The sequence below is a fragment of the Dyadobacter pollutisoli genome, assembly GCF_026625565.1.
Classification (GTDB): Bacteria; Bacteroidota; Bacteroidia; order Cytophagales; family Spirosomataceae; genus Dyadobacter; species Dyadobacter pollutisoli.
Genome location: NZ_CP112998.1, coordinates 4107221 through 4120361 on the forward strand (window position 1 = coordinate 4107221; position 13141 = coordinate 4120361).

Genomic DNA, 13141 nt, shown 5'->3' on the forward strand with positions numbered 1-13141 from the left:
TTGAAATATGTTTAATATACCGTTCTTTGCTACCGAGGTTACATCGCTACGCGATTCCTCATTCCGCAAGTGCCGTTAGGCACGTAACCTTGGCGGCCGCCTTTAGCACCGTTATTCACGTATTTTAAAATGCTCTCAGGCATGTAACAACACAACCTACATCATTTCCCAGTCCGCAACTGCGCCTGCTGGCCCGGATCCAAATCAATCGTCACCTTGTTGATTTTTCCGGTATAGGCAAAAGGCACTTTGTAGGTGTCCCCTACCGGTGTCAGATCATCAAACCCAACATTCACGCCTTCATGCAGATACAATGCATCCGAGGTTTTCCCAATCGCCGTCTCTCCTACTTTGACATTATTGGCATACAAACTGATCACTCCTGTACCGTTCTGATCATATTTCACACTGGCTTTCAGCTCTGCTTTGCCAATTGGAAGCCTGGTATGTTCGGAGCTTACTGTATACTTCGTTCCATCACCGACCGCGTATACAAACTGCAACTTATGATTTTGAATAAAAAAGCTCAGACCGCCCGCACTTCCTCCGCGCGACAACAACACACCCTCCGTTTTCACACCCGGAATTTCTACATCAGCGATCAACGAAAATGAGCGTTTCAGTGCAAATGGACTGGCAATGTCAATGATCGTAGATTGACCAGGATATAGCACCACTTTATCCACATCATTATAAGCGGTTGGCAATATAAAAGGCTCAGTACCATCTTTCAGCGGGTACACATTGTATTTCGTAGCCTCGCTTTCAAACAATGCACGCAGTTCTTTCAGTTTGGCTGGCTGTGCTGCCGAAAGGTCATTGGTTTCGTTAAAATCTTCATTCAGGTTATAAAGCTCCCATTTGTCTTTTTCAAACTCCTGCCCTCTTACGTGCAATGCACCGGCTTTCCAGCCATCTTTATAAATCGATCTCGAACCTTTAATCTCGTAATACTGAACCAGGTGGCGATTTTTCGCAGCAGCGTCATTTAAGCTGCAAACCAGGCTAGTACCTTCAATCGGATCCTGCTTGATACCATTCACAGCCACGGGTGCCTTGATGTTGGTCAGTTCCAAAGTCGTGGGCAAAATGTCGATCACGTGACCGTACTGGCTTCTGATACCGCCTTTTTCCTGAATGCGTTTTGGATAAAAGACAATCAACGGATTGTGGGTACCGCCTTCTGCATTGGCGTCCTGCTTCCACTGGCGGAACGGGACATTGGTAGCAGCGGCCCATCCCAGCGGATAATTCACTTTCGAAAACTCGGTACCGATCAGGTCAATCTGTTCCAGGTTCTTTTTGAGCCTTTGTGCCTCCGGCAATTCTGCGCCGAAATTATTGACAGTTCCTACAAATGTCCCCTCCTTACTCGCTCCATTATCACCCACCGAAACGATCACCAAAGTATTATCCAGCTGCCCGGACTCTTTGATATGCCTGATCACCCGTCCAATTTCGTAATCCGTGTATTCCAAAAAGCCTGCGTAGGTTTCCATAAATCGCGCATACAGCTTCTGTTCGTCCGCCGAAAGCGAATTCCACTCCTTAATTCCCGGATTCCGGTCGGGTAGTTTGGTATTTTTAGGGACAACGCCTAATTTGATCTGATTGGCCAGTACTTTTTCGCGGTACTCGTCCCAGCCTCCGTCAAATTTACCTTTATACTTGTCCGACCATTGCTTTGTAACCTGATGCGGCGCATGGCCTGCACCCGTAGCGATGTACAGAAAAAACGGCTTATCCGGGCTTCCGGATTTTTGTCCTGACAAATAACTGATCGCGCGATTGGCCAGTATCGCCGTCTCTCCTACTTTGACATTATTGGCATACAAACTGATCACTCCTGTACCGTTCTGATCATATTTCACACTGGCTTTCAGCTCTGCTTTGCCAATTGGAAGCCTGGTATGTTCGGAGCTTACTGTATACTTCGTTCCATCACCGACCGCGTATACAAACTGCAACTTATGATTTTGAATAAAAAAGCTCAGACCGCCCGCACTTCCTCCGCGCGACAACAACACACCCTCCGTTTTCACACCCGGAATTTCTACATCAGCGATCAACGAAAATGAGCGTTTCAGTGCAAATGGACTGGCAATGTCAATGATCGTAGATTGACCAGGATATAGCACCACTTTATCCACATCATTATAAGCGGTTGGCAATATAAAAGGCTCAGTACCATCTTTCAGCGGGTACACATTGTATTTCGTAGCCTCGCTTTCAAACAATGCACGCAGTTCTTTCAGTTTGGCTGGCTGTGCTGCCGAAAGGTCATTGGTTTCGTTAAAATCTTCATTCAGGTTATAAAGCTCCCATTTGTCTTTTTCAAACTCCTGCCCTCTTACGTGCAATGCACCGGCTTTCCAGCCATCTTTATAAATCGATCTCGAACCTTTAATCTCGTAATACTGAACCAGGTGGCGATTTTTCGCAGCAGCGTCATTTAAGCTGCAAACCAGGCTAGTACCTTCAATCGGATCCTGCTTGATACCATTCACAGCCACGGGTGCCTTGATGTTGGTCAGTTCCAAAGTCGTGGGCAAAATGTCGATCACGTGACCGTACTGGCTTCTGATACCGCCTTTTTCCTGAATGCGTTTTGGATAAAAGACAATCAACGGATTGTGGGTACCGCCTTCTGCATTGGCGTCCTGCTTCCACTGGCGGAACGGGACATTGGTAGCAGCGGCCCATCCCAGCGGATAATTCACTTTCGAAAACTCGGTACCGATCAGGTCAATCTGTTCCAGGTTCTTTTTGAGCCTTTGTGCCTCCGGCAATTCTGCGCCGAAATTATTGACAGTTCCTACAAATGTCCCCTCCTTACTCGCTCCATTATCACCCACCGAAACGATCACCAAAGTATTATCCAGCTGCCCGGACTCTTTGATATGCCTGATCACCCGTCCAATTTCGTAATCCGTGTATTCCAAAAAGCCTGCGTAGGTTTCCATAAATCGCGCATACAGCTTCTGTTCGTCCGCCGAAAGCGAATTCCACTCCTTAATTCCCGGATTCCGGTCGGGTAGTTTGGTATTTTTAGGGACAACGCCTAATTTGATCTGATTGGCCAGTACTTTTTCGCGGTACTCGTCCCAGCCTCCGTCAAATTTACCTTTATACTTGTCCGACCATTGCTTTGTAACCTGATGCGGCGCATGGCCTGCACCCGTAGCGATGTACAGAAAAAACGGCTTATCCGGGCTTCCGGATTTTTGTCCTGACAAATAACTGATCGCGCGATTGGCCAGTAATTCATTAAAATGCTTTCCATCCTGACGATCCGGTTCACGGTGCGCGCCTTCCCACAGTTCAGGATGCCACTGGTCAATGCTACCGCGGGATGGGAATCCGTAAAACTGCTCAAAACCACGCCCAGTCGGCCAGCGATTGAATGGGCCCGCGGGCGTAAGATCAGCCAGCGGGGTAATGTGCCATTTGCCCAAGGCAAAAGTGTTGTATCCATTATCTTTCAGGATTTCGGCAATCGTCGCTTTTTCAAAAGGCATGATCGCGTCATAGCCTGGCGTACCAATCGCAGTTTCTGGGAATAGTCCCATATGGGCCGAATGCTGGTTGCGCCCCGTAAGCAATGCAGCGCGGGTCGGTGCGCAAATCGCGGTGGTGTGGAAATTGGTGTAACGTAACCCATTATTGGCCAGACTGTCCAACGTAGGGGTATTAATAAGCCCGCCGAATGTGCTTATCGCACCGAAACCAATGTCGTCCAGCAGAATCCATACGACATTAGGCGCGCCCTTGGGTGCTTTTTTTCCTTCCGGCCAAGCCTGCTGCGTTTCCGCGACGGTCTTTCCGATTTTTCCCTGATAAGGTTGTGTTGGCGCATGCTGGGCTACTGCGCTTGCCGACCACAATGTAAACGCAGCCAAGGCCCAGCGATTGAAGCGTAATATTATTCTTTTCATTATCAATAATTTATGATGATAAATATTTAAAATTTAGATATTTGAAAGCTTGTCATTTGATGGTATTCCAATCCAAAACACCCACTTTACGTGACCATTCCAGCCATTCTTTTTGCAGCTGTATGACCTTTTCCGGATACTGGTTTGCCAGATTGTGCGTTTCGGTGCGGTCTTTCTTCAAATCATATAATTCCCACGGCTGGTTAATTTCCGCCACGAGCTTCCAGTCATTTTGCCGCACGGCCCTGCTGCCTTCATGCTCCCAGAAAACGGTTTTGGGCTTTGTCAACTGAGGATTTTTAAATAGATAAGTCAATGATTTCCCTTCGGCAGGTACTAGCTTTTTGTCATTGAATTCCGATGGATAATGTATCCCGGCCAAGTCCAAAAAAGTGGGCATAATGTCGGTAAGGTGCGCTACCTGATGGCTTATCGCGCCGGGCATCACAGTTCCCGGGAAGTAGGCGATGAACGGTGAAGCGACGCCGCCTTCGTGTGTGTTTTTCTTGAATAATTTAAATGGCGTGTTGCTGACATTGCCCCAGGGCGGATCGTAGCTATCAATAGAAGCCACCGAGCCCGGTTCCCCATTTTTCTGTGATACATAGTCCCATTGTTTCACAGTATCACCACTTCCGCCATTGTCCGAAATAAAGAGGATCAGCGTGTTTTCGTCTTTTTTGAGCTGTTTCAATTTTTCCAAAACCTCGCCAATGCTATGATCCATCCGATCCACCATAGCTGCATAAATCGCCATTCTGGTATCCCAATGCTCCTTTTCAGCATTCGAAAGTGAGTTCCAGTCCGGCGCATTCTCATACCTCTCCGAGAGTGTCCATTCTTTTGAAATAATACCCAGCTCTTTCTGCTTTTGATATCTGGCATCTCTCACCGAATCCCAACCTTGCAGGTACTTGCCCTTGTAGCGGGCAATGTCTTCCGGCAACGCCTGGATCGGCCAGTGAGGGGCATTATAGGCCAGATAAAGGAAAAAAGGGTTAGTATCATCCTTCACTTTATCTAATGACTGAATCGCAAAATCGGTAATCGCCTGGGTAAGGTACTTCGAGGAATCCTGCCGGTAGATTTCCTTGCCATCGAGCAGGAATGTCACTTTCCGGCCATCGTTGTAAAGCGGCTCGGAGTTAAAATAGCTGCTGCCATTGTTCTGCAATGTGAATGAATGATCAAAACCGCGGTTGTTCGCCAGTGCAGACGGAACCAGACCCACGTGCCATTTGCCCGAAACAATCGTATGGTACCCAGCCTTTTTCAACAATTGGGCGATCGTCACACTGTTTTCATTCAGATAACCCTGATATGCCGGCGTTCCTTTGTCTTGAACCATATCACCCACGCCTGCCTGGTGCGGATACAGGCCCGTCAAAAGAGAAGCACGTGACGGGCAGCACCTGCCACTGTTGTAGAACTGAGTAAGCCGCAAACCATTGGCAGCCAGCCTATCGAGACTAGGCGTATTGATTTCCGAACCGAAACTCCCTAAATCCGAAAAGCCCAGATCGTCGGCCAGAATGAGGATGATATTGGGCTTTTTGGATTGGCCCTGCGCATGGACAGCCGGCAGCCAAAGCCCCGTGACTATCCACACCAGGAATGCTATTATTTTTTTCAATGAATCAATCATGACCCTGTTTGAGAAGACTGCTACTCCCAAAGCGGGTTTTGTTTCAGCAATGCATTGTTATCAATTTCGGATTGCGGAATCGGATAAAACGCGTGCTTAGGCGCAGCATTGGTCTTTCCTACTTTGTGCAAATTGGTCACAAATGTGCCGTTGTATGCTGCGTCACGCTGACGGATCAGGTCAAACCAGCGCTGGTACTCGTATACCAGTTCCAACCGGCGGTCGAGGTACAGCGAGTCACGGAATTGATCTTTGGTGATACCAGCTGTCAGGTTAGGCAAACCCGCGCGGTTGCGGACTTTGTTCAGCGATTTGTAAGCTTTGGCGGTAGGACCATTGGCTTCATTCTCGGCTTCCGCGTGGATCAAAAGCAGCTCAGAATAGCGAATAATAGGCACATTAGCCGCCGACTGGTTGGTTACCGCCGTAGAATTAGGGTCCCACCATTTGTTCCAGAAAGGCGTCGAGTCGGCGGGAACAGCTGTATTGGCAATGCTCAATCCATACTTCCGTCCATTGGTAGGACTGGTGAAATTTCTGACAAACGTCACATCCCGGCGCTTGTCAGTAGCTTTAAATAATTTGTAAATACTGAAAAACTTGTCGGTACCATTGGTGTAAAAACGGACCATATGGGCATAGTTGCCGCTCAGTCCGGGAATACCAGAGAGTATGGCCCGGGGACTTTCATTATTTCCCTGCGCCAATGAGTTGGATTTGAACTGCGCCGAGAAAATGTGCTCTTTGTTGTTTTTAAATGCAGGAAGAAACACTTCTGCATAGTTATTAACCAGGTCGTAGCCATATGTACCCGTTCCGCCGTCAGCCGATGAAAGTACTTCCTCTGCTTTGGTGACCGCATCCTGATAATTTGCTGAAACTTTTAGCGGTAACGAAGCTTTCGTCAAATATACTTTCGCAAGCAATGCCTTCGCTGCGCCAGCTGTCGCCCTGCCTACATTCGGGGAGGAATAAGTCGCGGGAAGCGCGCTGGCAGCCTCCGTCAAATCCTTCACGATCTGGTCGTAGATCTGTGTGGAAGGGGTTTTAGCAATCGCATAGTCTGCCGCATTCACGAATTTCTGATATTCCAAAATCAAAGGAATGTCGCCGTAAAGCCGCACCAGATTGAAATAATATAACGCCCGAAGGAATTTCGTTTCGCCAATCAGTCTGGCTTTTAATGCATTGTCAAAATCGATCGCCGGTATTTTTTCTAAAACAACATTGGCCTTTTTAATGGCTGCATAATGCTGCTGCCATAGCTCATAAATCCGCAGATTGGTAGACGAATGTGCCTGAACTGAGAGCGAACGCACGTCGGGATTGGTAGCACCAGGACCCGGATCTTCGTCATCGCTCGCCATGTTCATCCCAGTGTTGAACAATGTATTATAAGGTGTCTGAATGGACGAACCGCCCGAATTCAGGAAGAAATACACGGCATTCACCGCATTCACGGCGTCGGCCTGGGTTTTGTAATACTGGTCTTCTGAAAGAAATGCCTCTGGTTCCTCTTTCAGGAATTCTTCGCAGGAAGTGGCCGCTATGGTGGTGATAGCGAGTACTATATATTTAAATGCTTTCATTTTCATTGGAATTAATGTTGGCTTCATCAGAATGTTAATGATAATCCGACCTGGTAGGATTTGTTGTTGGGGTACACGCCCTGGTCAATGCCCTTGTTGATCAGCGACTGACCATTCAAGCTCACTTCCGGATCAAAACCGGTGTATTTGGTCCAGGTTTTAGGGTTTTGCGCCGAAATGTAGATCCGCAGATTCTCTATCCTTGCTTTCGACAGCAATTCCTTCGGGAAAGTGTACCCGAATGAGAGGTTTTTCAAACGATAGTAAGTCGCGTCTTCGATGAACCGGTCTGAAATCGTGATCGCTGGATCCTGGAATGCAGCTTTTACGTCGGTATTGGTATTCGTTGTTGACCAGCGGTTCAGCAGGACGTCCGAACCATTCACATACCCCGTTGCCAATTCGAGGTTGGCGCGGTTTGCATTGTAAAGTTTACCACCGATAGAAGCCTGGAAGAACACGGTCAGGTCGAAGCCTTTGTAACTGAATGTGTTGGTAAGACCAGTCGTAAAGCCTGGCTGATTGGAAATGACAACCCGGTCGCCGGCCTGCGTGATCACGCCGTCCCCATTGATATCCTGGTACTTCTGCCCACCCGGACTTTTGTTTTGCTGCGGGGTAAGCGGCGTTTCACCTTGCTGAATGATGCCGTCTGTTTTGTAGACAATAAATGAGCCCAGCGGGTAACCTACTTTCGCAATGGAAGGATTGGAAATCACCGGAATGATCTGGTTCACACCCTCGCCCAGGCTCAGGATCTTGTTGGTATTTTTGGAATAAATAAAAATGGTGTTCCATTTAAAAGCGCCTTCGAGGTTACGTGAATTGACATATAATTCAATTCCCTGGTTGGATACTTCTCCAATGTTCTGATACACGACAGACGCCTGCCCATTATAGAAATCCGAGAGGCCCGAAGTACCCGGTACCGTCCGGGTCAGCAGCAGATCGGTCGTTCTTTTGTAATAATAATCGGCAATGATGCTGATGCGGTTTTTATACAGACCCAAATCAATTCCCGCATCGACCTGGAATGTTTTTTCCCAGCCCAGGTTCGCATTAGGGACCGTGTTAGGCGCATAACCTGAAACCGTCGTGTTCGAAAAATTATAGCGAAAGTAACTCAGCTGCGAAAGCGACTGGTACGAAGGAATATTCTGGTTTCCGGTTGTTCCGGCACTCAGACGCAGTTTCAGCAGACTGACTTTTTTGAATTGCTGAAAGAATTTTTCTTCATTGATATTCCAGCCAAATGCAGCCGAGGGAAAGTATCCCCACTTTTTACCGTCGCCAAAACGGGATGATCCGTCGGCGCGTAATGTGAATGTGAACAGGTAACGCTCGTCGAAAATGTAGTTGATCCTACCCAGGTACGAAGCCAGCGCCCATTTGTTGGCCAGCGAACGCGGTGCGATGCTGGTAATACCGGTCGCCAGGTTATTGTATTCAAATGCATCGGTAGCAAAGCCGGCAGCTTCTGCGATTGCACCTTTGGTTTCCGAAACCTGTGCCGTAAAACCTGCTACTGCATTGATTTTGTTCTTTTCATTGATCTCTTTATCATAACTGATCGTGTTCTCATTCAGCCAGTTACTGGTAAATATAGAACCCACTATCGCATCCCCGCTCAAAGCCTGGCCTTCCGCAGTCGTGCTGGGCAGGTAACGGTTCTGTTTGTTGCCAATGATGTCCGCACCGACGAGGATCTTCGCTTTCAATCCGTCAGCAATGGTATATTCTCCTGAAATGTTCCCCAGAAAACGATTGGTAATGGTCTCGTTCAGCTGGTTATATAGTGAGTTGATCGGGTTTTGCAGCGCCGATTCGAATGGGCTGTTGATCACAAAAGAACCGTCATTCTGGTAAATGGGTAGTGCCGGAGGAGTGAGCAGTAAGTTGGCTACAATGGCCGTGGGAGCTACATTGGCCTTGGTATTGCTGGCCGAAAGGCTCGTGAAAACCCGGAAACGGTCGTTATACTGGTGATCCAGATTGACCCGAGCCGATAAACGTCTGAAATCAGTGTTTTGCAGGATACCATTTTGTTTGAAATAATTACCAGAAAACGCCAGTCTGGTTTTGTCTGATCCTGAAAGAATGGACAGGTTGTGACTTTGAATGGACGCTTTTCTGAATGCTGCATCCTGCCAGTCGGTACCGGCGCCGGTCGTGTCGAGCGTGTAACCAGTTACGCTTGGAATGGACACCGTTTTTCCGGAATTGACGGCCGCATCCTTTCTCAGCTGCCACCATTGCGCGGCATTCAGCAATGGAATCGTCTTTAAAACCTGCTGCGTGCCGTAGTAGGCATCGTAGTTGATAGAAGATTTGTTTTTGGTACCGCTTTTGGTCGTAATGATTACTACACCATTGGCTCCTCTTGATCCGTAAATAGCGGTGGCGGAAGCATCTTTCAAAACGTCAATATTCTCAATATCAGCGGTATTAATGGATGATAACGGGTTAATTTTCGAGCCGTCCGTCACCCCCGCATCTGCTACCGAGTAATCATTGTTGATCGGATAACCGTCGATCACATACAATGGATCGCTGCCGGCTGTAATGGAGTTGTTCCCGCGGATCTGCACGCTCACGCCTCCACCCGGCTGCCCGGAAGTTTGCGTAACCACTGCCCCGGCTACGGAACCTTGTAATAAACGCTCCACAGAGGCCACAGGCTGGCTTTTGATCTCAATCGGGACTGACGCTACCGATCCGGTAATGTCTTTTCTCTTTTGCTCACCGTAGCCTATTACAACCACTTCGTCGAGTAGGTTGGCCGTTTTTAGAACTACTTCAACAGCCTCGGAAGTGAGCTCGTAAATTTCAATTTCCTGCTGCTGAAAGCCTGTAATGTTGATTTGCAATGTAAACGGAAACTCTTTGGCGGCCGCGATGCTGAATTTGCCGTCCACATCTGTAAGCGCATATCTGGAAGAGCCCTTTTCCACAATTGTGGCACCGGGCAGCCCCTGGCCCGACTCGTCCCTGATAACACCGGATATAATATCCTGGGCCCGGGCATAGCCAGAACCGAATAGTAATGAGCCTGACAGAATTATCAGGTAGTAGATTTTCTTAATCATTATAAATGAGCAATAGGATGAAAAATGCAGAATGAATGGCACATAACTGTTCTACATATACGCAGCAAGACTCCGCCGAAACGACAGGCATGGGTATAAGATCAGCTCTTAAAAATTCGGGAGAACCTCAATGCTGACGTAGTCAACAACAGGAACAACAGGGAAGCACGAGGCGGGGACAACTGGTAACCACCATCTTGCCGACATTAACATTCGGTGTAAGAAGTAAATCTTTCGCTTTCATAGGTACGATAAGAATTTTGAAATCGTGTTTTGCCTGACTGGTGGTTAATCGGACAAAATCATATAGTCTACAAATATGATAGACAAAGTAAACTTATTAAAAATTAATACACAAATATTTTTTTATTAAACTGTCGTGAGGTAAATCGGGAAGAGGGAATTAACCGAAGAATATTTTTTTATATTTAAGGTATCAGGAAACATGACCCTGGCATTGATTTGATGCGGGAAAACTCGAATTTATCTTAAATTTAACAAAATAAATACACCCGATTTCCCATGGCATCCAAATTCACACCTGCTTCTTTGGAGATGGTCATTTCCGGCATCAACGCCGGAATATGGGATTGGGAAATTCAGACGGGCAAACAAGTCTGGTCGGACCGGCTATATGAATTACTGGGGTACCAGCCTGAGGACATCACACCTGGCTATGGCGTGTTCACCGAGCAGCTCGTACACCCCGACGACCGTATTGTTGTTACTGAGGCGATCAAGGATCAACTGGAAAATAATGTGCCCTACCAGGTACGGGTGCGGCTTAAAACAAAGAAAAACGGCTACCGCTATTTTGAATGCAGGGGCACGGCTAAGTTTGAAAACGGCAGACCTGAACTCATGGTAGGCTCTATTTCGGACGTGCACGATCTGATGATGGAAAAGGAACTCGCGCCAAAGCTGGATGGTGTGCTTCAAGATCTGACGGAGCGAAAAATCGTTGAGGAAAAGCTTAGTGTCATTTTTCAGTACTCCACCGACGCACATTTGCTGCTGGACGATACGGGCATTGTCGATTGCAACGAGGCAGCGGTGAAGATGTTGCGGTGCAAGAACAAGAGCGAGCTACTCTCTATTCACCCGGCCCGGTTTTCCCCGGAGTACCAGCCCGATGGCAGAAGATCAGCGGAAAAGTCAGTTGAGATGGATCGTATCGCCTACGAAACGGGTTACAACCGGTTTGAATGGGTCCATAAAAAAATGGATGGGGAGGAATTTCCGGTTGAGGTTACATTGAATCCTGTTCTGATCAATAACAAGAAAATATTGCTGGTCGTGTGGCACGATATCAGCCATAGAAAACGTGCCGAGGAGGCAATTCGCCGCAACGAAGCCATGCTCTCTGAATCACAGCAGCTTACCCACTCAGGAAGCTGGGAAGCTGACCTCGTTACCGGGCAGAACTACTGGTCGGACGAGGCTTTCAGGATATTCGGCCTGGAACCGGACAGCAGCGGACCTGATACCGAGCTGTTTTCAAAAATGATTCATCCGGATGACCTGCATCTGTACAAATCTCACATTAAGGATGCGATCAATCATCTTAATCCTGCGAGTTTCGACCTGCGAATTGTTTTGCCTGACGGTAAAATCAAGTTCATACACGCCATAGGCAAGCCTTTTGTGGACCAGTCGGGGCGGGTGGTGAAGCTATATGGTGCGATCATGGACATTGATACGCATAAAAAGACGGAAGCCGAGCTGATCAAAGCGAAGGAAGCAGCTGAAATGGCGGCGATCGCGAAGTCTCAGTTTCTTTCCACCATGAGTCATGAAATCCGCACACCGATGAACGCTGTGATCGGATTTACACACCTTCTTTTGCAGCAGGACCCCAAACCTGAGCAAATGGAGTTCCTGAATATCCTTAAATTTTCGGCAGAGAACCTGCTTGTACTGATCAATGACATTCTGGACTTCAGTAAGATTGAGGCTGGTAAAATTGAATTTGAAGAGGTCGATTTTAACATTCTTTTTTTACTCGAGAACATCCGCTCAGGCGTCCTTCAAAAAGCCAATGAAAAAGGGATCCGTCTAAAACTGATGGTGGATACCGAACTGAACCTGAATGTGATCGGTGACCCGGTGAGGCTCGGCCAGATAATAACAAACCTGGTGAGCAATGCAGTCAAATTTACCGAAGTCGGGAAAGTCACGCTTTCTGCATCGATCGCAAAGCGTGAAAACGAGACGGTTACCATTGATTTCAAGGTCGAAGATACTGGCATAGGTATTCCAAAGGATAAGATCGATAACATTTTTGAAAGCTTTACACAGGCGACTTCCGATACGACCCGAAAATACGGAGGCTCGGGTTTGGGGCTGACCATCACCAAAAAGCTGCTCGAATTGCAGCAAAGCAGCATTCATGTGACGAGCGAACAAGGAAAGGGTTCTGCTTTTTATTTTACGATGTCCTTCAAAATAAGCCCGAAACCGCTCGAAGAACATACCAATGGTATTTCGAAAAATACATTCAGCCTCAAAGGAATGAAACTGCTCATTGTGGAAGACAATACCATCAATGTCTTCCTGATGAAGAATTTCATGAAACAATGGGAGGTTGAATACGATATTGCCGAAAACGGGCTGATAGCTCTTCAAAAAGTTCAGGAAACGGACTACGACCTGGTCCTGATGGATTTGCAAATGCCCGAAATGGATGGTTACGAGGCTACTGCGAGAATCCGGAGCCTGCCAGAGGTTAAATATGCTACGCTTCCGATCATCGCACTCACTGCCTCGGCGATGCTGGACATTAAAGATATCGCTTTCACCGTCGGCATGAACGATTACATCAGCAAGCCTTTCAGCCCGGCAGAATTGTATGCCAAAATCTCCTCGTACAGGAACTGAAGTCGGGAG

General features: G+C 47.5%; 5 protein-coding genes. 1 reads left to right on the plus strand and 4 read right to left on the minus strand.

Annotated elements, in window-relative coordinates:
* Positions 1 to 161: 161 nt before the first annotated feature.
* From ON006_RS16835 to ON006_RS16850, 4 genes are read right to left on the minus strand one after another with little or no spacing between them, the layout of a single operon-like run.
* The gene (locus tag ON006_RS16835) at positions 162 to 3935 is read right to left on the minus strand and encodes a sulfatase-like hydrolase/transferase (RefSeq protein WP_267609885.1); all 3774 of its coding nucleotides are present in this window, start codon (positions 3933 to 3935) and stop codon (positions 162 to 164) included.
* A 52-nt stretch (positions 3936 to 3987) separates the two neighbouring features.
* Positions 3988 to 5580: an arylsulfatase gene (locus tag ON006_RS16840; protein WP_244820536.1), complete on the minus strand. Its 1593-nt coding sequence runs from the start codon at positions 5578 to 5580 to the stop codon at positions 3988 to 3990.
* Positions 5581 to 5600: 20 nt separating this feature from the next.
* On the minus strand, positions 5601 to 7169 hold the full coding sequence (locus tag ON006_RS16845) for a RagB/SusD family nutrient uptake outer membrane protein (RefSeq protein WP_244820537.1): 1569 nt from the start codon (positions 7167 to 7169) through the stop codon (positions 5601 to 5603).
* Between the two features lie 26 nt (positions 7170 to 7195).
* Positions 7196 to 10255: a SusC/RagA family TonB-linked outer membrane protein gene (locus ON006_RS16850; protein WP_244820538.1), complete on the minus strand. Its 3060-nt coding sequence runs from the start codon at positions 10253 to 10255 to the stop codon at positions 7196 to 7198.
* 522 nt (positions 10256 to 10777) lie between these two features.
* On the opposite strand from ON006_RS16850, the gene ON006_RS16855 reads away from it, so the two are divergent.
* Positions 10778 to 13132: a PAS domain-containing hybrid sensor histidine kinase/response regulator gene (locus ON006_RS16855; RefSeq protein WP_244820539.1), complete on the plus strand. Its 2355-nt coding sequence runs from the start codon at positions 10778 to 10780 to the stop codon at positions 13130 to 13132.
* Positions 13133 to 13141: the final 9 nt, after the last annotated feature.

Coding starts and splice junctions, on each gene's coding strand:
- ON006_RS16835 (WP_267609885.1), bottom strand. CDS start 3,935: ATGAAAAGAATAATATTACGCTTCAATCGCTGGGCCTTGGCTGCGTTT.
- ON006_RS16840 (WP_244820536.1), bottom strand. CDS start 5,580: ATGATTGATTCATTGAAAAAAATAATAGCATTCCTGGTGTGGATAGTC.
- ON006_RS16845 (WP_244820537.1), bottom strand. CDS start 7,169: ATGAAAGCATTTAAATATATAGTACTCGCTATCACCACCATAGCGGCC.
- ON006_RS16850 (WP_244820538.1), bottom strand. CDS start 10,255: ATGATTAAGAAAATCTACTACCTGATAATTCTGTCAGGCTCATTACTA.
- ON006_RS16855 (WP_244820539.1), top strand. CDS start 10,778: ATGGCATCCAAATTCACACCTGCTTCTTTGGAGATGGTCATTTCCGGC.